Origin of the sequence: Amorphus sp. 3PC139-8, assembly GCF_040750475.1 — a bacterium.
In the GTDB taxonomy this organism is placed as follows: domain Bacteria; phylum Pseudomonadota; class Alphaproteobacteria; order Rhizobiales; family Amorphaceae; genus Amorphus.
Genome location: NZ_JABJVY010000016.1, coordinates 103,760 through 126,769, shown reverse-complemented (window position 1 = coordinate 126,769; position 23,010 = coordinate 103,760). Strand labels below are relative to the sequence as shown.

The window sequence follows — 23,010 nt, the reverse complement described above, 5'->3', positions numbered from 1 at the left end:
GCCGTGGTCAACGTGCCCAATCGTTCCGATGTTCACGTGCGGCTTGCTGCGAGAAAACTTCTCCTTCGCCATCGGCGTACTCCGTTCGGTCCTAAATCTGTTGCAACCGTGTCTCGATCAGCGGGTCGGGTCTCAGGCGTATTTCGCCTGGACCTCGTCCGCCACGTTCTGCGGAACCTGCTCGTAGTGATCGAACTGCATCGTGTACTGCGCCCGACCCTGGGTCATCGACCGAAGGTTGGACACGTAGCCAAACATGTTCGCGAGCGGGACGAAGGCGTTCACCACGGTCGCAATGCCGCGTGCCTCGGTGCCCTGGATCTGTCCGCGCCGGGAATTCAAGTCGCCCATCACCGTGCCGGCGAATTCTTCCGGCGTGACGACCTCGACCTTCATGACCGGCTCCAGAAGCCGCGGACCGGCCTTCTGCACCGCCTCGCGGAAACCGGCGCGCGACGCGATTTCGAACGCCAGCACGCTGGAGTCCACGTCGTGGTAGGCGCCGTCGATCAACTCGGCCTTGATGTCGACCATCGGGAAGCCGGCGATCGGCCCGGAGGTCATCACGCTCTGGATGCCCTTCTGGACGCCCGGGATATATTCCTTCGGAACCGCGCCACCCACGATCTTCGATTCAAACGAGAAGCCCGCTCCGGTCTCGTTCGGTTCGATCACCAGCTTCACGCGGGCGAACTGGCCGGTGCCGCCGGTCTGCTTTTTGTGGGTGTAGTCGATCTCGGTTTGCCGGGTGATCGTCTCGCGGTAGGCCACCTGCGGCTGACCGATATTCGCCTCGACCTTGAACTCCCGCTTCATCCGGTCGACCAGGATGTCGAGGTGAAGCTCGCCCATGCCGGCAATGATGGTCTGGCCGGATTCCTCGTCGGTCTTGACGCGGAAGGACGGATCCTCCGCTGCCAGGCGGTTGAGGGCGAGGCCCATCTTCTCCTGGTCCGACTTGGTCTTCGGCTCGATCGCGATCTCAATCACCGGATCCGGGAACTCCATGCGCTCCAGAATCACCGGAGCATTCGGATCGCATAGGGTGTCGCCCGTGGTGCTCTCCTTGAGACCGGCCAGCGCCACGATGTCGCCGGCGTAGGCTTCCTTGATCTCATCGCGGTGGTTGGAGTGCATCTGCAGCATCCGACCGACGCGCTCGCGCTTCTCCTTCACGGTGTTGAGTACCGAGGAGCCCTGATCGAGCTTGCCGGAATAAATGCGGCAGAAGGTCAGCGTACCCACGAACGGGTCGTTCATGACCTTGAAGGCGAGCATGGCGAGCGGCCCGTCGTCCGACGACCGGCGCTTCACGGTCTCGCCGGTCTTCACGTCGATGCCGCGAATCGATTCCACGTCGAGCGGGCTCGGCAGGTAGTCGACGACGGCGTCGAGCAACGGCTGCACGCCCTTGTTCTTGAAGGCAGAGCCGCAGAAGATCGGCACGAATGTGTTGGCGATCGTACCCTTGCGGATCACCCGCTGCAGGGTCTCGATGTCCGGCTCGTTGCCTTCCAGATAGGCTTCCATCGCCTCGTCGTCGGCTTCGACGGCGGTCTCGATGAGCTTCTCGCGATATTCCTGGGCCTGGTCGAGCAGGTCGGCCGGAATGTCCTGATAATCGAACTTCGCGCCGAGGCTCTCGTCGTGCCAGACGATCGCCTGCATGCGCAGCAGGTCGACCACGCCTTTGAACTCGCTCTCCGCACCGATCGGAAGCTGCATCACCAGCGGCTTGGCGCCCAGACGCTCTTCGATCATGCGGACACAACGGAAGAAGTCCGCGCCGAGCTTGTCCATCTTGTTGACGAAAATCATGCGCGGGACAAAGTACTTGTCCGCCTGACGCCACACGGTTTCCGTCTGCGGCTCCACGCCGGCGTTGGCGTCGAGCAGCGCGATCGCGCCGTCGAGCACGCGCAGCGAGCGCTCCACCTCGATGGTGAAGTCGACGTGGCCGGGGGTGTCGATAATATTGAGGCGCTTGTCCTGCCAGTAAGCGGTCGTCGCGGCCGACGTGATCGTAATGCCGCGCTCCTGCTCCTGCTCCATCCAGTCCATGGTGGCCGCGCCGTCGTGGACTTCGCCAATCTTGTGGCTGCGGCCGGTGTAGAACAGGATCCGCTCGGTCGTCGTCGTCTTGCCGGCATCGATGTGGGCCATGATGCCGAAGTTACGGTAGTCTTCCATCTTATGGGTGCGGGACATGGCGCGCGCCTTCCTGACCTGACTTCGACCGATTACCAGCGGTAGTGCGAGAACGCGCGGTTGGCCTCAGCCATCTTGTGCGTGTCTTCGCGTTTCTTGACGGCAGTGCCACGATTGTTGGCCGCGTCAAGGAGCTCCCCGGACAGACGGTCGATCATGGTTTTATCATTGCGCTTGCGCGCAGCGGTGATCAGCCAACGGATCGCAAGCGCCTGACGGCGCTCCGGGCGAACCTCGACCGGGACCTGATAGGTCGCGCCACCGACGCGGCGCGAGCGGACCTCGACCTGCGGCATCACATTGCCGAGGGCATCGTGAAAGACGCCGATCGGATCCTGACGGGTCTTCTCCTGGATCACGTCCAAGGCCCCGTAGACGATCCGTTCTGCGGCCGACTTCTTACCGTCGTACATCACCGAGTTCATGAACTTGGTGAGGACGATGTCGCCGAACTTCGGGTCCGGCATGATCTCGCGCTTTTCGGCGCTGTGACGGCGTGACATGTTTCAGCGTCTCTCCGAAACTTCCCGACGTGCCCGGTCGCCAGATGCACCGGGACACGAAAATCCCTTACTTCGGCCGCTTGGCGCCGTACTTCGAACGCCGCTGCTTACGATCCTTGACGCCCTGGGTGTCGAGCACGCCGCGCAGGATGTGGTAGCGCACGCCCGGCAAGTCCTTCACCCGGCCGCCGCGGATCATAACCACCGAGTGTTCCTGCAGGTTATGCCCCTCGCCCGGGATGTAACCGATGACCTCGTAGCTGTTGGTCAGGCGCACCTTGGCGACCTTACGAAGCGCCGAGTTCGGCTTCTTCGGCGTGGTCGTGTAAACGCGCGTGCAAACGCCCCGCTTCTGCGGGCACGCATCCATCGCCGGCACCTTGTTGCGCTTCGTCGGCGCCTTGCGCGGCTTGCGGATCAACTGGTTGATGGTCGGCATACTTATCCGTTCCGTTGCGCCCGAACCTCGTTCTCCAGGTCAGGCCATGACAACAAAAGCGCCGGCCCCGATCTCGACGAAACGAGAACGGACGGCGCGCACGTCCAGAGGACTGCCCGTCTCCGGACAGTCATGGCATCGAGCATATGTCGCTCATGGGCCCGACAGCGTTTAAGCCGAGGATCTCGCGTTGACCGCAAGATCGAAACAAGGCTTACCGCCTGCCGTGGAGTGCGCGGAACCTAGTCATTCCGGTTGTGGCAGTCAAGCCTTCCTTGCGCATTTCGTGCCGCTTTTTTCCTGCAAGTTCCATGCAAGCGCTTTTTGAGAGCGTTTGGCTGCGAGAATACGTCTGGCGAAGAAGCGCGATTGCCCAATGCGTTCGGCGTTTTCGTTTGCCGCCGAGCTTTACGAGAGGCTGGATCCGCTTTTTCCGGGCTTTCGATTGCGTTGTCGACCCGGACAAGGAAACGGGCGAAGGCGGCCTTAAGACCTCCCGCGCCCGCCGCGTCGTCATTTGCAAAAAGCGGACGCCTTCTACGAGCCGTCGCTCGATGCCCCCTGTCCGGTCCCGGCGCCCGTTAGGGCCGACGAGGACCTAGCGGGGCCGGACCACAAAAGGCGATGCGGCGCCCCACCGAATCGCAGACAGCTCAGTCGAGATCGGTCGGACCGCAATAGGTGTCGTGCAGATTGCAGCCGACTGCACCGTCGTCGCCGCATTGCTTGATCGCCTCGTCCTGAGCCTTGCTCTTGGACGACCCGGCCCCGATGCCGAGGGATTTCTCGTCAGCGGAGCGCGCCAACGAAATGCACATATTGGTGCCGGCAAAGGCGAGCTCGCAGTCCGAAGCACCGCTGCTCTTGCATTCCGACATCGCCTTCTCGCGGACGGACATGTCGCTGTCCCCTTCAGCGAAGGCCACGTTGCCGGTGGACTTGCTGTAAACAGCCGCGACGAAATCACTGTCGGCTGCAATGGCTGCACCCGGCATCACCAGCAGCAGCGCGGAAATGAAAGAAACCTTCCGAAAGAAAGAAATCTTTCCCTTTTTCATGCCAATCTCCAATCGAGTTTGAGTAATCAAAGCGCCCCCCATCCGATCTGCTCGACTCAGAGCACGAAAGTCGAATGGACCAGCGCATAAAAACACGGGGGATGCGGAAAGGCCAACTCAAACACCTGGGGAGGCGCGCCCGAACTAAAAATTATTTACGAAAGACGGCAACGAGGTCGGGCGCGGCCCCCGCCAATCCGGCGGACGCCCGCTCGAACGATCGGCAGGCCAAAGAAAAAGGCCGCGGCAGTTTCCTGCCCCGGCCCTGAGATATTTGTAGGAAGGCGCGCGAACAGCGACGCCGGCTGATTACTCGCCCGGAGCCGTCGTCCGTTCTTCAAGCAGCCCGGTGTCGAACTGCGCCTGCTGCTCCTTCTTACGTTCTTCAAGGATCAACTCGTCGCGGCTAGTGGCGATCTCCCGGATTCGGTTGATCATGCCACCGGTACCGGCCGGGATGAGACGTCCCACGATGACGTTCTCCTTGAGGCCTTCCAGCATGTCGGCCTTGCCGTTGACGGCGGCCTCGGTGAGCACCCGCGTCGTCTCCTGGAACGAAGCCGCGGAGATGAAGGAGCGGGTTTGCAGGCTCGCCTTGGTGATGCCGAGCAGCACCGGATTGGCCGTCGCCGGCTTGCGCCCGGCGTCGGTCGCCGCCTCGTTGATCGCGTCGAGCTCGACACGGTCGATCTGCTCGCCGTTGAGCAGCTCGGTCTCGCCGGGATCCTCAACCTCGACCTTCTGCAGCATCTGGCGAACGATCACCTCGATGTGCTTGTCGTTGATGGTCACACCCTGAAGCCGGTAGACCTCCTGGATCTCGTTGACGAGGTAGGCGGCGAGCGCCTCCACGCCGTTGATCGCCAGGATGTCGTGCGGCGCCGGGTTGCCGTCGAGGACGAAGTCGCCCTTCTCGATCAGGTCGCCGTCCTGAAGGTGAATGTGCTTGCCCTTCGGGATCAGGTACTCGACCGGGCTCAGGCTCTCGTCGTCGGGCTCGATGATGATCCGGCGCTTGTTCTTGTAGTCCTTGCCGAACCGCACGGTGCCGTCGATCTCGGCGATGACCGCGTGATCCTTCGGACGCCGGGCTTCGAACAGCTCCGCCACACGCGGCAGACCGCCAGTGATGTCGCGGGTCTTGGCGCTTTCCAGCGGGATACGCGCAAGCACGTCACCGGCGGAAACCGAAGCGCCGCGATCAACCGAGAGGATCGTCTCGACCGAGAGCAGGTAGCGGGCCTCGCCGCCGCGCGGCAGCTTGATCACCTCGCCGGCGGCGTCCTTGATGACGATCGCCGGACGCAGGTCCTGACCGCGGGTGTGCGAGCGCCAGTCGATGACCGACCGCTTGGTGATGCCGGTCGCCTCGTCGGTCGATTCCGACACCGACACGCCCTCCACCAGATCCTCGAAGTCGATGGTGCCATCGACCTCGGTGAGGATCGGGCGGGTATAGGGGTCCCATTCGGCGATCCGTTGGCCGCGCTTGATCTCGTCGCCTTCGTCGACGTGGAGGCGGGAGCCGTAGATGATCTTGTGGCTGACCCGCTCGGTACCGTCCTTGTCGGTGATCGCGATCTGCATGTTGCGGCCCATGGCAATCAGCTTGCCTTCGGAGTCGCGCACCACGTTGCGGTTACGAACCTCGACCTTACCGTCGAAGGTCGATTCCAGGAACGAGGAGTCGACCACCTGCGCCGTGCCGCCGATGTGGAACGTGCGCATGGTGAGCTGGGTGCCCGGCTCGCCGATCGACTGAGCGGCGATGACGCCGACGGCCTCGCCCATGTTCACCGGCGTACCACGGGCCAGATCGCGACCGTAGCAGGACGCGCAGACACCGTTCTTGGTCTCGCAGGTGAGCACGGAGCGGATCTTCACCGACTGAATGCCGGCCGCCTCGACCGCCTCGACGTCACGCTCGGAGATCAGCTCGCCGCGTGCGACGATCATTTCGCCGGTCGACGGGTCGGTGATGTCCTCTCCCGCGGTCCGGCCGAGAATGCGCATGCCGAGCGTCGCGACCACCTGGCCGGCATCGACGATCGCCTGCATGGTGATGCCGCGCGTGGAGCCGCAATCGGTTTCCGTGACGATCGAATCCTGCGCCACATCCACCAGACGGCGGGTCAGGTAGCCCGAGTTCGCCGTCTTCAAGGCGGTGTCGGCCAGGCCCTTACGGGCGCCGTGGGTCGAGTTGAAGTACTCGAGCACCGACAGGCCTTCCTTGAAGTTCGAGATGATCGGCGTCTCGATGATCTCGCCCGACGGCTTCGCCATCAGGCCGCGCATGCCGGCGAGCTGCTTCATCTGCGCCGGCGAACCACGCGCACCGGAGTGGCTCATCATGTAGATCGAGTTGATCTGCTTCTGCCGGCCGGTCTCCTCGTCGCGGTAGACCGCCTGAATCCGCTTCATCATCTCGTCGGCGACCTTGTCGGTGCACTTGGCCCAGGCATCGACGACCTTGTTGTACTTCTCGCCCTGAGTGATCAGGCCGTCGTTGTACTGCTGCTCGTATTCCTTTACGAGCTCCTGGGTCTCTTCGACCAGGCCGTGCTTGGTCTCCGGGATCACCATGTCGTCCTTGCCAAACGAAATGCCGGCCTTAAACGCGTTGGTGAAGCCCAGCGACATGATCCGGTCGCAGAAGATCACCGTCTCCTTCTGCCCGCAGGCACGGTAGACGGTATCGATCATCCGCGAGATCTCCTTCTTCGTCATCAGACGGTTGGAGGTCTCGTAGGGAACGCCCGGATGCAGCGGCAGCAGATCGCCGATCATCATGCGGCCAGGCGTGGTCTCGCAGATGGCGGTGAACTCGTTGCCGTCCTCGTCGATGCCCTTGTAGCGGGCGCGCACCTTGGAGTGCACAGTGACTGCGCCCGCATCGAGCGCGTGGTGCAGCTCGGCCATGTTGCCGAACACCATGCCCTCGCCCGGTTCACCGTCCGCCATCAGCGACAGATAATAGAGGCCGAGCACGATATCCTGCGACGGCACGATGATCGGCTGACCGTTCGCCGGGTGCAGGATGTTGTTCGTCGACATCATCAGGACGCGGGCTTCGAGCTGCGCTTCCAGCGACAGCGGCACGTGCACCGCCATCTGGTCGCCGTCGAAGTCGGCGTTGAACGCCGCGCAGACCAGCGGATGGAGCTGGATCGCCTTGCCCTCGATCAGCACCGGCTCGAACGCCTGAATGCCGAGACGGTGGAGCGTCGGCGCCCGGTTCAGCATCACCGGGTGCTCGCGGATGACCTCGTCCAGGATATCCCAGACTTCCGGCTTCTCCTTCTCCACCAGCTTCTTGGCCTGCTTCACCGTAGACGAGAAGCCCTTGGCGTCGAGCCGCGAGTAGATGAACGGCTTGAACAGCTCCAGCGCCATCTTCTTCGGCAGGCCACATTGGTGCAGCTTGAGTTCCGGGCCCACCACGATCACCGAGCGGCCGGAATAGTCCACGCGCTTGCCCAGCAGATTCTGGCGGAAGCGCCCCTGCTTGCCCTTCAGCATGTCGGAGAGCGACTTCAGGGGACGCTTGTTGGCGCCCGTGATCACGCGACCGCGACGGCCGTTGTCGAACAGCGCGTCCACGGACTCCTGCAGCATCCGCTTTTCGTTGCGGATGATGATGTCCGGCGCACGCAGCTCGATCAGCCGCTTCAGGCGGTTGTTCCGGTTGATGACGCGGCGATAGAGATCGTTCAGATCCGACGTCGCGAACCGGCCGCCGTCCAGCGGCACCAGCGGACGCAGGTCCGGCGGAATCACCGGGATGTGGGTCAGGATCATCCACTCCGGCTTGTTGCCGGACTCGATGAACGCCTCCACGATCTTCAGCCGCTTGGCGAGCTTCTTCGGCTTCAGCTCGGAGGTGGATTCCGCGATCTCGACGCGCAGACGATCGCGCTCACGCTCCAGGTCGAGCTTCATGAGCATCTCGCGGATCGCTTCCGCGCCGATCATGGCGGTAAAGGCGTCCTCGCCATACTCGTCCTGAGCGCGCAGATACTCCTCTTCGGAGAGGAGCTGCAGCGGCTTCAAGGGCGTCAGGCCCGGCTCCAGCACGACGTAGTTCTCGAAGTACTGGATCCGCTCCAGGTCCTTCAGCGTCATGTCGAGCAGAAGGCCGATGCGCGAAGGCAGCGACTTCAGGAACCAGATGTGCGCGACCGGAGCGGCGAGCTCGATGTGGCCCATGCGCTCGCGACGGACCCGCTGCAGCGTCACCTCGACGCCGCACTTCTCGCAGATCACGCCCTTGTACTTCATGCGCTTGTACTTGCCGCACAAGCACTCGTAGTCCTTCACCGGCCCGAAGATCCGCGCGCAGAACAAACCGTCGCGCTCCGGCTTGAAGGTCCGGTAGTTGATCGTCTCAGGCTTTTTGATCTCGCCGTAGGACCAGGAGAGGATCTTCTCCGGGCTGGCGATCGAAATGCGAATCCGATCGAAGTCTTGAGCAGGAGCCTGCGCATTGAACAGGTTCATGACTTCTTGATTCATAAGGTCTCTCCTTCGCCACGGAGGGCTTGGACGAACCGGCGCGGCCGCCGCCGTCCGCCGGTCCCGTCCCCGTGCGCGCTCGTCCGCCCCGACCGCGCCCGTCGAACGTCAAATTCTGTCCGCGACACCTACCCCACATAGGGTGGCAGGCGCCGCGGACCAAACAATCCGGCCTATTCGGCCGCGTCCGCCTTGTCGGTCTCGCCCGGAATCGGCAGCCGGCGCTCGCCTTCGACGAGCTCGACGTTGAGACCCAGCGAGCGCATTTCCTTGACGAGCACGTTGAAGCTTTCCGGGATGCCGGCCTCGAAGGTATCGTCACCACGCACGATCGCCTCGTAGACCTTGGTCCGGCCGGCGACGTCGTCCGACTTCACCGTCAGCATTTCCTGCAGCGTGTAGGCGGCGCCATAGGCTTCGAGCGCCCACACCTCCATTTCGCCGAAGCGCTGACCGCCGAACTGGGCCTTACCGCCGAGCGGCTGCTGGGTAACCAGCGAGTACGGGCCGATCGAACGGGCATGGATCTTGTCGTCGACCAGATGGTGCAGCTTGAGCATGTAAATATAGCCCACCGTCACCTTACGGTCGAATTCCTCACCCGTGCGACCATCGAACAGCGTCGACTGACCCGACGAATGCAGGCCGGCCTTTTCCAGCATCTCCACGATGTCCGGCTCGCGGGCACCGTCGAACACCGGCGTTGCAATCGGCACGCCGGTTGAGAGCTGCCTGCCAAGGCGCAGCACCGAATCGTCGTCATAGTCGGCGATCGGTTCGGTGGTCCCGTCCTCGAACACGTCGAGAAGCGTCGCCCGAAGCTGGCTCGGATCGGCCGCCTTCTGAGCCTCGCGAACCATCTCGCCGATCCGCTTGCCCATGCCGGCACAGGCCCATCCCAGATGGGTCTCCAGGATCTGACCGACATTCATGCGGCTCGGCACGCCGAGCGGGTTCAGAACGATGTCGACGTGGGTGCCATCCTCCAGGAACGGCATGTCCTCGCACGGCACGATCTTCGACACGACACCCTTGTTGCCATGGCGGCCGGCCATCTTATCGCCGGGCTGGATCTTCCGCTTCACCGCCACGAAGACCTTGACCATCTTCATCACGCCGGGCGGCAGTTCGTCGCCGCGCTGCAGCTTCTCCACCTTGTCGATGAAGCGACCTTCGAGGCGCTTGCGGCTCTCGTCGTAGGTCTTCTGCAGAGCCTCGATCTCGGTCATCACCGCGTCGTCGGCGACGGCAAACTGCCACCACTGGCTGCGCGGGTGATTGTCGAGGGCCTCCTGGGTGATCTCGTCGCCCTTGCGGAAGCCCTTCGGACCTGCCGTCGCGGCCTTGCCGGTCAGGATCTCCACCAGACGGCCGTAGACGTTGCGGTCGAGGATCGCCTGCTCGTCGTCGCGGTCCTTGGCGAGGCGTTCGATCTCCTCGCGTTCGATCGCCATGGCGCGCTCGTCCTTCTCGACGCCATGGCGGTTGAACACCCGAACCTCGACGATGGTTCCCTGCACGCCCGGCGGCACCCGAAGCGAGGTGTCGCGCACGTCGGAGGCCTTCTCGCCGAAGATCGCGCGGAGCAGCTTCTCTTCCGGCGTCATCGGGCTCTCGCCCTTCGGCGTGATCTTGCCGACCAGGATGTCTCCGGCCTTCACTTCCGCGCCGATATAGGTGATGCCCGCTTCGTCGAGATTCTTCAGCGCCTCTTCCGAAACGTTCGGAATGTCGCGCGTGATTTCCTCCGGTCCGAGCTTGGTGTCGCGCGCCATCACCTCGAACTCCTCGATATGGATCGAGGTGAAGACGTCGTCCGACACGATCCGCTCGGAGAGCAGGATGGAGTCCTCGAAGTTGTAGCCGTTCCACGGCATGAACGCGACCAGCACGTTGCGGCCGAGCGCGAGATCGCCGAGATCCGTCGACGGGCCGTCGGCGATGATGTCGCCCTTGGCCACCATGTCACCCACCCGGACCAGCGGACGCTGGTTGATGCAGGTGTTCTGGTTGGAACGCTGGAACTTCATCAGCCGGTAGATGTCGACGCCCGACTTCGACGGATCGAGATCGGAGGTCGCCCGGATGACGATACGGGTGGCGTCGACCTGGTCCACGACACCCGCCCGACGGGCGGAAATCGCAGCGCCGGAGTCCCGCGCCACGCGCGATTCCATGCCTGTGCCCACGAACGGCGCCTCGGCCTGCACCAGCGGCACGGCCTGACGCATCATGTTGGAGCCCATCAGCGCGCGGTTGGCGTCGTCGTTCTCCAAGAACGGGATCAGCGCCGACGCGACCGAGACGAGCTGCTTCGGCGACACGTCCATGTAGTCGACGCGGTCCGGGGACACCATCACGTTCTCACCGGCGTGGCGGCAGACCGTGAGCTCTTCCGCGAAGCTGCCGTCGTCCGTGATCGGGGCGTTCGCCTGGGCGACGTGGTGCTTGGCCTCTTCCATGGCGGAGAGGTAGACCACCTCGTCGGTCACCTTGCCTTCGCGCACCTTGCGGTACGGCGTCTCGATGAAGCCGTACTTGTTGACGCGCGCAAACGTGGCGAGCGAGTTGATCAGGCCGATGTTCGGACCTTCCGGCGTCTCGATCGGACAGATCCGGCCGTAGTGGGTCGGATGCACGTCGCGCACCTCGAAGCCGGCGCGCTCACGCGTCAGACCGCCCGGGCCAAGCGCGGAAAGGCGGCGCTTATGGGTGACCTCCGAGAGCGGATTGGTCTGGTCCATGAACTGCGAAAGCTGCGAGGAGCCGAAGAACTCGCGCACCGCGGCCGCCGCCGGCTTGGCGTTGATCAGGTCCTGCGGCATGACGGTGTCGATCTCGACCGACGACATGCGCTCCTTGATCGCGCGCTCCATGCGCAGAAGACCGACCCGGTACTGGTTCTCCATCAGCTCGCCGACCGAACGCACCCGGCGGTTGCCGAGATTGTCGATGTCGTCGATGTCGCCGCGTCCGTCGCGCAGGTCGAGCAGCGTGCGGATCACCTCAAGGATGTCCTCGCGCCGCAGCACCCGCATGGTGTCCGGGCACTCCAGATCCAGGCGCATGTTCATCTTCACGCGGCCGACCGCGGAAAGGTCGTAGCGCTCCGGATCGAAGAACAGCGAATGGAACATCGCCTCCGCCGTCTCGATCGTCGGCGGCTCGCCCGGACGCATCACCCGGTAGATGTCGAACAGAGCCTCTTCCCGGCTCTCGTTCTTGTCGGCGGCGTAGGTGTTGCGGATATAGGCGCCGGTGGTGACGTGGTCGATGTCGAGCACGGCGATCTCGTCGAAACCCGCCTCGATCAGCCCGTCGAGCATCTTGGCGTTCAGCTCGTCGCCGGCTTCCGCGTAGATCTCGCCCGTGGACGGGTTGACCAGGTCCTCGGCGAGATACTGGCTGTGAAGCTGATCGTTCGTCACCTTGAGCGCGGTGACGCCCTTCTCCGCGAGCTGACGCGCCGTGCGGGCGGTGAGCTTGCGGCCCTCCTCCAGCACGATCTCGCCGGAGTCGGCGTCGATCATGTCGACGTTCGCCTTCAGGCCGCGCATGCGTGTCGCGTCGAACGGCATCCGCCAGTCGTCGCCGTCGCGGGTGTAGACCACCCGCTTGTAGAAGGTGTTGAGGATCTCTTCGCCGTCGAGGCCGAGCGCCATCAGGAGCGAGGTGACCGGGATCTTGCGGCGGCGGTCGATACGCGCGTGGACGATGTCCTTCGCGTCGAATTCGATGTCGAGCCACGACCCGCGATAGGGAATGATCCGCGCAGCAAACAGCAGCTTGCCCGAGGAGTGGGTCTTGCCCTTGTCGTGGTCGAAGAACACGCCCGGCGAGCGGTGCATCTGCGACACGATCACCCGCTCCGTGCCGTTCACGATGAAGGTGCCGTTGTCCGTCATGAGCGGCATGTCGCCCATGTAGACGTCCTGCTCCTTGATGTCCTTGACGGACTTCGCGCCGGTGTCCTCGTCGACATCGAACACGATAAGGCGCAGCTTGACCTTCAGCGGCGCGGCGAACGTCATGCCGCGCTGACGGCATTCGTCCACATCATATTTCGGCGGTTCGAACTCGTAGTCGACGAATTCGAGAAGCGCGCCGCCCGAAAAGTCGGAGATCGGGAAGACGGACTTGAAGACGGCCTGCAGGCCCTCGTTGGGCCGCTCGCCTTCGGCGCCTTCCATCATCAGGAACTGGTCGTAGGACGCCTTCTGAACCTCGATGAGGTTCGGCATGTCCACCACTTCGCGGATCGAGCCAAAGAACTTCCGGACCCGCTTGCGACCGTTGAACGCCTGCGTCATTGTCGCTCCTCGTATCGCTGCCGACGCTGTCGCCGGCATCGGCGGCACCACGTCATGAAGCCGGCCTTTGCCGGCACGCGTCCCGGCACGACGTGTACCGGGGTTAGATTTCGTTTCTGCTCACGACCGATCCCGGCCGTCTTTTTCGATTCGCACCGCCGGATGAGACGGCCTGCGCGCGGTATCGCGCGATCGGCCACTCCAACCCAACAGGGCGCTCGAAACAGCTTCGATCCCGGGCCGGTGCCGCGAACGGCCCGGTCCGGGATCGCAGTCATTCGCTTGCCCGGCGGGAGCATCCCGCCAGCCGAGCCGGCATCAAGCTACTTGAGCTCGACCTTCGCGCCGGCTTCCTCAAGCTTCTTCTTGATCTCCTCGGCCTCTTCCTTGGAGACGCCTTCCTTCACAGGCTTCGGCGCACCCTCGACGAGGTCCTTGGCTTCCTTCAGCCCGAGGCCGGTGATGCCGCGAACTTCCTTAATGACGTTGATCTTCTTGTCGCCAGCGGCGGCGAGGATCACGTCAAATTCGGTCTGCTCTTCGGCAGCAGCGGCTTCGCCGCCGCCGGCCGCTCCCGGCATCGCGGCCATGGCGACCGGAGCCGCCGCGGACACGCCCCAAGCTTCCTCGAGCATCTTGGAGAGCTCGGCGGCCTCCATGACGGTCAGCGAGGACAGGTCTTCAACAATCTTTGCCAAATCGGCCATGGTTCAATCGTCCTTCCGGTTCGAACCGCTGATGGGTATCTTCGAAGTCTCGGCCGCTTATGCGGCCTCGTCCTTCTTGGCGTACGCGTCGAACACCCGGGCGAGCTGCCCGGCCGGCGCGCTGAGAACCTGAGCCACACGGGTGGCGGGCGTGTTGATCATGCCCACCAGCTTGCCGCGGAGCTCGTCGAGCGACGGCATCGAGGCCAGGGCCTTGACACCTTCCGCATCGAGGTTCGTGGAGCCGAGCGCGCCACCCAAAAGAACGAGCTTGTCGTTCTTCTTGGCAAACTCCACCGCTGCTTTCGGCGCCGCGACGGGATCGTCGGAATAGACGATCACGGTCGGCCCCTCGAACAGATCGGTGATGTGCTCGATCTCCGTGCCACGAAGGGCAAGCTTCGCAAGACGGTTCTTGGCGACCTTGACGGTTCCACCCGCCTGACGGACCTGCGCGCGCAAGTCCGTCATCTGCGCCACCGAGAGGCCCGAATAGTGCGCCACCACGACAACACCGGTGTTCGCGAACACCGTGTTGAGCGCAGCAACGAACTCGTGCTTCTCCGCTCTTTCCACTTGCCATCTCCGGTTGGCGACCAAAGCTTGCGCCCCAGCCGCCGGTTGCCTTTCGCCGAACGGAACACTCGAAGACGACAGGCTCCGACCAGTAGCCGGATCTCCCTTCGAGCGTCGCGTGCGACACTTCGGGTTCCTGTCCCCTCGTCCGCGTTCCGCGGGCTAAGGCTCAACGGTTCGACACCAAGCCGGCCCCTCGGGACCGGTGATCTTGGCTCGCTCCCGTCTATGCAGGCCCAATTGGCTTAAACCGGATACCCGGCACCTGCAGTCTCGGACAGGGTAGTTACCGACCTGCGCACGAGGCACATGCCGGTCCGCCCGGCCGGTTGCCCGGCCGGGAAGCTCGTCAAGTTCAGCCCTGGAGGACCGAGCTCGGATCGACGCGCACGCCCGGACCCATGGTCGAGGACAGCGCCATCTTCTTGATATAGGCACCCTTGGCGCCGGCCGGCTTCGCCTTGACCACCGCATCCGCGAACGCGCGGATGTTGGCGGCAAGCGCCGTCTCGTCGAACGATGCCTTACCGACACCGCCGTGCACGATGCCAGCCTTTTCCACGCGGAACTCAACGGCGCCACCCTTGGCGTCCTTGACCGCGCTGGTCACGTCCTGGGTCACCGTACCGACCTTCGGGTTCGGCATCAGGCCGCGCGGGCCGAGCACCTTACCCAGACGGCCGACCAGCGGCATCATGTCCGGGGTCGCGATGCAGCGATCGAAGTCGATGGTCCCCGACTGGATCTGCTCCACCAAGTCCTCGGCACCGACGATATCGGCGCCGGCCGCCGTGGCCTCGTCCGCCTTGTCGCCACGTGCGAACACCGCCACGCGAACCGACTTGCCGGTGCCGTTCGGCAGCACGCAGACGCCACGGACCATCTGGTCGGCATGACGCGGATCAACACCCAGATTGATTGCGAACTCCACGGTCTCGTCGAACTTCGCCGTCGCCCGCTCCTTCACGAGCTTCAGCGCGTCGTCGAGGGTGTAGAGCGAATTCACGTCGATGCCCTCGCGGGCGGCGCGGGTGCGCTTTGCCAGCTTTGCCATGACGATTACCCCTTCACCTCGAGGCCCATGGAGCGGGCGGAGCCTTCGACCATCTTCATCGCGCCGTCGACGTCGAGCGCGTTGAGGTCCTTCATCTTCGCCTCGGCGATCTCGCGGACCTGGTCGCGCGAGACGGAACCCACGGTGCCACGGCCCGGGGTCTTGGAGCCGGAGCCGATCTTCGCCGCCTTCTTCAGGAAGTGCGACACCGGCGGCGACTTCACCTCGAACGTGAAGGACTTGTCGGTGAAGTAGGTGATCACCGTCGGGCACGGAGAGCCCTTTTCGAGCTCCTGGGTGCGCGCGTTGAACTCCTTGCAGAACATCATGATGTTCAAGCCACGCTGACCCAGCGCCGGGCCGATCGGCGGCGACGGCGTGGCGGAACCCGCCGGCACCTGCAGCTTGATGTAACCTTCGATCTTTTTCGCCATTCAACTCATCTCCGAAGCAATCGGGCCGGGATCAAACCCTTGGCCCTTCCGGTCGGGTGGTGCGGCTCGGCCCGCCAGCGGCGAAACCGGAGGACGCGCCTCCCACCCTGCACACATAAGGCCCGGCCAAACGGCCAAGCCTCAAAGCTTTTCGACCTGCCCGTACTCGAGCTCCACCGGCGTCGGCCGCCCGAAGATCGACACCGCGACCTTCAGCCGGGCCCGCTCGTCGTCGACCTCTTCCACCAGGCCGTTGAACGAGGCGAACGGGCCGTCGGCCACGCGCACCTGCTCTCCCACCTCGAAGCTGATCGACGGCTTCGGCCGCTCCACGCCTTCCGAAACCTGATGCAGAATGCGCTCGGCCTCGGCGTCGGAAATCGGAACCGGGCGTTGATCGGCGCCCAGGAACCCGGTGACCTTCGGCGTGTTCTTGATCAGATGATAAACTTGGTCCGTCAGCTCGCACTTCACGAGGACATAGCCGGGAAAGAATTTCCGCTCAGCATCCACGCGGCGCCCACGACGCACCTCCACCACCTTTTCGGTGGGGACCAAAATCTCCTCGAACATATCGTCCAGCCCGGTCGCCTGCGCCTTTTCGCGGATGGCTTCGGCGACCTTTTTCTCAAAATTAGAGTAGGCGTGGACGATGTACCAGCGCTTCGCCATCGTTCACCAATCCAAATTTACCGCTGCGCCGGCACAGTCCGATCGGCGCTGCCCCACGGGAGCTCAGCGCCCGATGCCGAGAACGAATCCGATGCCCATGCTGAGAAGCTGGTCCACCACGAGGAAGAAGACCGCCGTCAGCGCCACCATGATGAACACCATCACCGTGGTGATCATGGTCTCGCGGCGCGTCGGCCATGTCACTTTCGAGACCTCCGAGCGCACTTGCTGGAGGAACTGGATCGGATTGGTTTTCGCCATGAACCGGGCCTTGACAAGAACATTAAGGCGCGCTGGCATTGCCGCGCGCCTTCCCGTCTGGTGATATTTAAACGACCGGAGTGCGAAACACAAGAGGCTTTGGCCCCGTTCGACACTCGCGATCTATGCGCGACTACAGCCCGCCATCTACGGACCCACGCCTTGAGCCAATCTTGCCGGTCCGGTGCCAACACCCGATCGGAGGCTCTGGGCTCTTTCTGGTTGCGACGAAGGGAGGCGTCAGCAGAGGCTGGCAGGGGCGGAGGGGCTCGAACCCCCGGCCTGCGGTTTTGGAGACCGCCGCTCTACCAACTGAGCTACACCCCTAACACATCCGTTCGTCGGACCCATCGGAACCCGGCGCGGGCGACAGACATAGTCGCTTGCGCCTGGGAGCGCAATGGTTTCCTCGCGCCTCCACAGCCGGTTGCACAGCAAGCCCCTACGGCGACCCGTTGGCGAACAAAACGTCCGGATCGGCGGCCGACGACGGGACGTGGCGCAAGAAGGGCCCTGCCTGTTTCGCCTTCCGGAACGCGATCGGCGCACATCCGACCCAACGATTGAACGCCCGCGTGAAGCTTGCATGATCCTCGTAGCCGAGCGACAGCGCGACTTCGATGATCGAGACATCCGAATCACGCAGCAGCGTGATCGCACGCGTCATCCGTGCCCGGTCGACAAGCTCGCGATAGGTGTATCCCTTCTTGCGGAGCTGACGCTGGAGCCCCTGCACGCTCAAATGCGCAAGCCGCGCCGCCCCTTCGATGTCCGTCTTGCCTTCCAGCAGCCTGAGCCCCACCACGGCGGACAGGGACCGCGCCGGCTCGGACGCTTCCGGCATGACGACGTCGGCCAGCACATCGCGTAAAACGATGTCGGTCATCTCGTCATCGTAGGCGGGGTGACGTCCGCGCGTGAGATCGGCGGGGTTCAGAACCAAGCCGAGCCAAGGCCGGCCATACCGGATCGGGACACCCAGCCGGTCCTCCAGCTTGCCGGCATCCGGGTCACGCGCGTAGTTGACCTCGATCCACTCCGGCATCCAATCCGGACCGAGATATGTTCGCACCGCACCAAGCATTGGATGGATCAGGTGATCCGTGTGCGCCCTGTTGTCGTCAGACACGCCCGGCAGCACGGAGCGCCAAAGCCAGTGGTCGCCGCGCCAGACGAGCTCCAACGAAGCTCCCACTTGCTGAGCCCAGCTCGTCGCGATGTAGCGTTCGATCGCATTGCCCAGGGTGGGTGCCAGCAAGCCGTACTGGCCCCATAGGCCATAGGCGCGCCGCTCCATGCCCAACCCGATGTCCAGGCCGAACGTGCGGTCGCCCAATATGTGCGCGCAACGGTCAAACAACTCGACCATGGCGCCGGACGGGATCGGCGTCTCGACGTTCCGGGTCAATTCGAATGGAAGGCCGACTTCCGCGAAGGCCCGCATCAAGGCGCGCTCGCCGGCGCGGACGTCGACCACCGTCGGCAGCGAACCGAAGCCGATAGCCCGAGTCAGCGGAACGAACCCGCGCGACTTCATCAAGCCCCCTTACCAGGATCGGTCGACAGCGTCCGTCTCTCAACAAACGCACCGCTTCGACACGGACGGCGGATCGCCGGGATCGCGATCATCGCTGCAGTCGTCAACCAAACATCACGAAACGGCACCAAACTCAAATGGCCGGACCCTGCCTCCCGACGCGCAGGCCCCTCCCCTTTTCCGGATTCCTCAGCTCATCATTTGGCGTTTTCGCTTCGAATTGCCAAGGCGTCGCGACACATGTCGCGAGAGCGCACGTTCGGCTTCGCAGCGGCGGCATCCTCCGGGATCGCAAAAGATTGATCCAAATCAAATCCCGATGCAGCCGGCCATGAGATCATTTCATTTGAAATGAATTGGAGGAGCTCCCGTGACGACCCCTACTCTGAAAATCGACCAGATCCACCACGTCGCCTATCGCTGCAAGGACGCCAAGGAGACGGTCGAATTCTATACCAAGATGCTCAACATGGACTTCGTGCTGGCGATCGCGGAGGACCATGTTCCCTCCACCCACGAGCCCGATCCCTACATGCATCTGTTTCTGGATGCCGGGCACGGCAACGTGCTCGCCTTCTTCGAGCTGCCGACCAAGTCGGAGATGGGCAGCGATCCGAACACCCCGAAATGGGTGCAGCACATCGCTTTCAAGGTGAAGGATCGCGACACACTTCTTGCGTTCAAGGAACACCTGGAGGCAAACGGGGTCGAGGTGCTCGGCGTCACCGACCACTCGATCTTCCATTCCATCTATTTTTTCGATCCCAACGGCCACCGCATCGAGTTGGCCTGTCCGGATCCGAACGAAGAAGAGATGCTGAAACGTCTCAATGACGTGAAGTGGGACATGCTGGAAGAATGGTCGCGGACCAAGAAGGCGCCCCAGCACGCCGCATGGCTGCACGCCAAGGAACTCCACAAGGAGCCCGCAGACGCCTGATCCCTCGCCCTTGCGAGCCATCCCATAAGAAAAGGCCGGTCAGATCCGCATCTGACCGGCCTTTTTGTTTCGCCACCAGGCGTCAGGCTGACACACCGGCGTGCGAGAGAGACACGCACCACAAAGACCTCGACGCACACTTACCGTGTTTCCGCGCAGCCAGCGCGTGACCGCTCGCCGGCTGGTCAGGCTGGCTTTGCCGGTTCCGTCCTCGCAAAGCCAGACGCGAAACCGGTACCCACTTTCGCTGGCTTTGCCGCTTTTTCACCGCAAAGCCGGACGCGAAACCGGTACCCACTTTCGCTGGCTTTGCTCAGTTCCAGGGCATGATCCCGTTGACGCGGTCGAAAGCCTGACCGATCCGTCCGATGGCGCCGGTCTCCTCCGGCACCAGGGCGAGCGCCGCCGTTTTGGCGGCCTCGTCGCCTTCGTCGGCCGTGTTTGAACCGGCCGGCTCCACCGCGACCCGACCGCCCGGCGCCGGCGCAGGGACCGGCACCTTGCTCGCGATCTGCATCATCCGCGCTTCGTCGTCCTCGGCCGGGGCCGGCGCGGTCTCCTCCGCTGGCGTCGCAGCATTGTCGGCATCGGACTTACCACCGCCCAGGATGCCAGCGATCCGCGCCTTGCGCGCTTCCCAGTCTTCCTCGCGTTGCTCGCGCCGTTCCATCCGCGCCAGAATTTGCTGGGTCGCCTGGGTATCCTCGCGCTGCTTGGAGGCAACCGCGATCCAGATGTCCTTCGGCACCTGATAGGACGGGCACGCGCTGGACGCCCGGAAAGCCTGGCCATCCTTCGCCTCGGCATTGAAGACGTAACGATGGTCGCAGACCGCCACCTTGGGCTCCTGGTGGGTGACCTCGAAGTGGTCGTACCCTTCCTTCAGCATCGCCCAGAACGGCATGTTCGGATCGCCATGGTGCTTCGCCATGTTCTCCGGCGTCATCCGGAACGGATAGGCCTGCACCTGGAAGGCGCGCTGCCCGCCGCGGAAGGCTTCCCGCCCGAGCGCGTAGATTTCCGCGATCTGCTCGTCGGTCATGGCGTAGCAGCCGCGCGAGGAACAATCGCCGTGCACCATCAAGAACGACCCGGTCCGCCCAAGCGAGGCGTCATAGGCGTTCGGATAGCCGAGATTGAAGGCCAGATAGTAGTCGGAGTTCGGGTTCATCTGGGCCGGATAGATCGTGTAGAAGCCTTCCGGCGACTGACGGTCGCCTTCCACCTTCTTCGGCCCCAGACCACCGGACCAGGCACAAATGTCGTAGCTCTCAAGAAGCGCGTACTTGCCTTGACGGTTCTGCTTCCAAACCTCGAGCTGCGATTCTTCCTTGAAGATGCGAACCAGGATCGGCGACGACTTGTTCATGCCAAGCCGTTCCATCTTGGCCTGGATCGCCGGGCTCAGCGGTTTCATATGCTTGGGCAGATCCGAGAACGACCCATTGCACCCTGCGAGCGCAAGAGCCATGCCGGCGGCGGCGACCAAGCCGCGCCAACGGGACAGAATGCCTTGGCTCAAACCCACGTCCGTCACCCTTTGACTGCTGCGGCAGGCATTGTCCTGCCAATACGAGGATAAAGCATACACCGGCGAGGTTGCTGAAGCGTAACCATCCGCAAACTTGAACCGCGCAATCCGCGCACTGCAGCGCTCACTATATCGAATGTCTCTCGATCACACACCAATTGCGGCGTTGTTTTGACCAAGTCGACGGATTCTTCACTCACATGTCCGTCAGCGCTCGAGCGAGCGCCCGATTGCGAGAAATTTATCGCGGCGCGCTTGCTTCAAGCTGGGGGCATCCTGCGCCACGAGGTCGGTCAACGAGCGCTCGATCGCATCGCCGACCGACGCGATCTGAACCTCAGGCGCGCGGTGCGCTCCGCCGAGCGGTTCCCCGATGATCTCGTCGATCACCTGCAGGCGCAACAGGTCCTGGGCGGTGATTTTCATGTTGGTGGCGGCTTCCTGGGCCTTGGCGGAATCGTGCCACAGGATGGACGCTGCGCCCTCCGGCGAAATCACGCTGTAGATGGCGTGCTCCAGCATCATGACGCGGTTGGCGGTGGCGAGCGCGATCGCGCCGCCCGAGCCGCCTTCCCCAATGACGACGGATACGTTGGGCACGCCGAGCCCAAGACACGCTTCGGTGGAGCGGGCGATTGCCTCGGCCTGGCCTCGCTCCTCCGCGCCGATCCCCGGATAGGCGCCGGCGGTGTCGACCAGCGCGATCACCGGCAGACCGAAGCGATCCGCCAGCGTCATGACCCGAACCGCCTTGCGGTAGCCCTCAGGTCGCGCCATGCCGAAATTGTGTTTCAGCCGGGTGGCCGTGTCGTGCCCCTTTTCCTGGGCGAGCACTGCTACCGGCGCGCCCCTGAACCGACCGAGACCGGCGATCACGGCGGCATCCTCGCCAAAGGCCCGGTCGCCGGCGAGCGGCGTGAAGTCGCTGATCAGCCCGGCGATATAGTCGGAGGCGTGCGGCCGATCGGGATGGCGCGCGACCTGGGTTTTCTGCCAGGGCGTCAGCTTCGCGTAGAGATCGGTCAGCGCCTGCTGCGCCTTGCCCTCCAGCCGGGTGATCTCCTCGTCCACGTCGACGGAGCGCTCGTCGCTGGCGCTGAGCGCCTTGAGCTCCTCCAGCTTGCCGACGAGGTCAGCGACCGGCTTTTCGAACTCCAGAAAGCTGTGCATGCGCCCTATTGGTTCCTTCGGAAGAAGACGGGCCGGACCGTGAGACCGGTGGACGGTCAAGTCAAGCCGCGCCCAGGGGATGGTGTTCGCCGACCAGGCGCGCCAGCCGTTCGGCGAGTACATGGGTATAGATTTCGGTGGTGCCAATGTCGGCATGTCCCAGAAGCTGCTGGACCACGCGAAGATCGGCGCCGTTTTGAAGCAGATGGCTGGCAAAAGCATGGCGCAGCACGTGTGGCGACACCCGAGAGGGCGCAATCCCGGCGGCGATCGCGACATCCTTCAGGTCCCGGGCGAAGGCCTGGCGGGTGAGATGACCCGCCTCGCTGTCGGCCGGAAACAGGAATCGGCTGGCCGCCAGCGCCGGATCGCCATCGCGCACGCCGCGAAAACGGGTCATCGCCGCGCGCGCCGGCTCCGACAACGGCACCAGACGTTCCCGCCCGCCCTTTCCTTTGATCAACAGGAACGGTTCACGCCGGCGGCTCGCCGCAACCGGTAGCGCCACCAGCTCCGACACCCGCATACCGGTCGCGTAGAGCAGCTCCAGCAGCGTATAGGTGCGCAACGCCTTGAGCTGTTTCGACGGCGACCGATCGGTTCGCTCCGCTTCCGCCTCGGCCGTGGCGATCAGCCGGTCGACCTCCTCGATCGAGAGGATCTTGGGCAACGGACGGGTTCGCTTCGGGCGCGCGATTCGACCGGCGGGATCGTCCTCGCGATCTCCCTCGCCATGAAGAAAGCGATAGAAGCGACGCAAGGCCGAGAGACGCCGGGCCTGACTCGATGCCGCAAAACCGCGCGCGGCGAGCGCTGTCAGATGAGCGGAAATATCGTCGGCACCGGCGTCGGCAAGCGTGCGCCCGCGCGCCTTCAACTCGCCCGCAAAGGCAGAGAGATCCCGCCGATAAGCCTCAAGCGTGTTGCGGGCGGCGCCACGCTCCACGGCCATGGCTTCCAGAAAGCGTTCGATATCGATCTCGGACCGGTCCATCGCCTCGCGGCACACCTCCGCTTTACGGTTTGCAGCCGAGCACCTTATTCTGAGGTGGCTTGACAGGTCGTTAGTCGCGCCGTTCAAGCAAGCATCGCCATTCC

17 protein-coding genes and 1 tRNA gene are annotated in these 23,010 nt (G+C 63.7%); 1 reads left to right on the top strand and 17 read right to left on the bottom strand.

All coding sequences use genetic code 11. From position 1 onward, the window contains the following. Positions 1–132 precede the first annotated feature (132 nt). The 14 genes from fusA to HNS03_RS15735 form a co-directional block, all read right to left on the bottom strand. Entirely contained in the window at positions 133–2,208 is a 2,076-nt protein-coding gene (gene fusA / locus HNS03_RS15800; protein WP_367196596.1) for an elongation factor G, read from the bottom strand. Positions 2,209–2,240: 32 nt separating this feature from the next. Next, entirely contained in the window at positions 2,241–2,711 is a 471-nt protein-coding gene (gene rpsG, locus HNS03_RS15795) for a 30S ribosomal protein S7 (RefSeq protein WP_367196595.1), read from the bottom strand. A 67-nt stretch (positions 2,712–2,778) separates the two neighbouring features. Next, a complete protein-coding gene (gene rpsL, locus HNS03_RS15790) occupies positions 2,779–3,150 on the bottom strand; it encodes a 30S ribosomal protein S12 (protein ID WP_367196593.1) in 372 nt (123 codons plus the stop codon). Between the two features lie 653 nt (positions 3,151–3,803). Next, positions 3,804–4,250, bottom strand: a complete 447-nt coding sequence (locus HNS03_RS15785) for a DUF4189 domain-containing protein (RefSeq protein WP_367196591.1) — start codon at positions 4,248–4,250, stop codon at positions 3,804–3,806. Positions 4,251–4,517: 267 nt separating this feature from the next. Beyond that, positions 4,518–8,720, bottom strand: coding sequence for a DNA-directed RNA polymerase subunit beta' (rpoC, locus tag HNS03_RS15780; RefSeq protein WP_367196589.1), 4,203 nt, complete (start codon positions 8,718–8,720; stop codon positions 4,518–4,520). A gap of 173 nt (positions 8,721–8,893) precedes the next feature. Then, a complete protein-coding gene (gene rpoB / locus HNS03_RS15775) occupies positions 8,894–13,030 on the bottom strand; it encodes a DNA-directed RNA polymerase subunit beta (protein ID WP_367196587.1) in 4,137 nt (1,378 codons plus the stop codon). 323 nt (positions 13,031–13,353) lie between these two features. Next, positions 13,354–13,737, bottom strand: a complete 384-nt coding sequence (rplL, locus tag HNS03_RS15770; RefSeq protein WP_367196585.1) for a 50S ribosomal protein L7/L12 — start codon at positions 13,735–13,737, stop codon at positions 13,354–13,356. Between the two features lie 57 nt (positions 13,738–13,794). After that, complete coding sequence (rplJ, locus tag HNS03_RS15765) at positions 13,795–14,313, bottom strand: 50S ribosomal protein L10 (protein ID WP_367196584.1); 519 nt, start codon at positions 14,311–14,313, stop codon at positions 13,795–13,797. Positions 14,314–14,668: 355 nt separating this feature from the next. Continuing rightward, positions 14,669–15,367 (bottom strand): 50S ribosomal protein L1, encoded by a 699-nt coding sequence (gene rplA / locus HNS03_RS15760; protein ID WP_367196582.1) that lies wholly within the window; start codon positions 15,365–15,367, stop codon positions 14,669–14,671. A gap of 5 nt (positions 15,368–15,372) precedes the next feature. Next, on the bottom strand, positions 15,373–15,801 hold the full coding sequence (gene rplK, locus HNS03_RS15755) for a 50S ribosomal protein L11 (RefSeq protein ID WP_367196581.1): 429 nt from the start codon (positions 15,799–15,801) through the stop codon (positions 15,373–15,375). Positions 15,802–15,942: 141 nt separating this feature from the next. Beyond that, positions 15,943–16,473 carry a transcription termination/antitermination protein NusG gene (gene nusG, locus HNS03_RS15750; RefSeq protein ID WP_367196579.1) on the bottom strand — a complete coding sequence of 177 codons (531 nt, stop codon included), beginning with the start codon at positions 16,471–16,473 and terminating at the stop codon, positions 15,943–15,945. Positions 16,474–16,536: 63 nt separating this feature from the next. Continuing rightward, a complete protein-coding gene (gene secE / locus HNS03_RS15745; protein ID WP_367196577.1) occupies positions 16,537–16,734 on the bottom strand; it encodes a preprotein translocase subunit SecE in 198 nt (65 codons plus the stop codon). 251 nt (positions 16,735–16,985) lie between these two features. Then, a tRNA-Trp gene (locus HNS03_RS15740) sits at positions 16,986–17,061 on the bottom strand. Positions 17,062–17,176: 115 nt separating this feature from the next. Beyond that, complete coding sequence (locus tag HNS03_RS15735; RefSeq protein ID WP_367196575.1) at positions 17,177–18,271, bottom strand: helix-turn-helix domain-containing protein; 1,095 nt, start codon at positions 18,269–18,271, stop codon at positions 17,177–17,179. A gap of 385 nt (positions 18,272–18,656) precedes the next feature. Here HNS03_RS15735 and HNS03_RS15730 point away from each other — a divergent pair, with 385 nt between their 5' ends. After that, positions 18,657–19,211 (top strand): VOC family protein, encoded by a 555-nt coding sequence (locus HNS03_RS15730; protein WP_367196604.1) that lies wholly within the window; start codon positions 18,657–18,659, stop codon positions 19,209–19,211. Positions 19,212–19,524: 313 nt separating this feature from the next. On the opposite strand, the gene HNS03_RS15725 is transcribed toward HNS03_RS15730, so the two are convergent. From HNS03_RS15725 to HNS03_RS15715, 3 genes are all read right to left on the bottom strand, one after another. Beyond that, positions 19,525–20,748, bottom strand: coding sequence for a L,D-transpeptidase family protein (locus HNS03_RS15725; protein ID WP_367196574.1), 1,224 nt, complete (start codon positions 20,746–20,748; stop codon positions 19,525–19,527). Between the two features lie 201 nt (positions 20,749–20,949). After that, positions 20,950–21,912, bottom strand: coding sequence for an acetyl-CoA carboxylase carboxyltransferase subunit alpha (locus tag HNS03_RS15720; RefSeq protein ID WP_367196573.1), 963 nt, complete (start codon positions 21,910–21,912; stop codon positions 20,950–20,952). A gap of 61 nt (positions 21,913–21,973) precedes the next feature. Continuing rightward, positions 21,974–22,906: a site-specific tyrosine recombinase XerD gene (locus HNS03_RS15715; RefSeq protein ID WP_367196572.1), complete on the bottom strand. Its 933-nt coding sequence runs from the start codon at positions 22,904–22,906 to the stop codon at positions 21,974–21,976. Between the last annotated feature and the right edge of the window lie 104 nt (positions 22,907–23,010).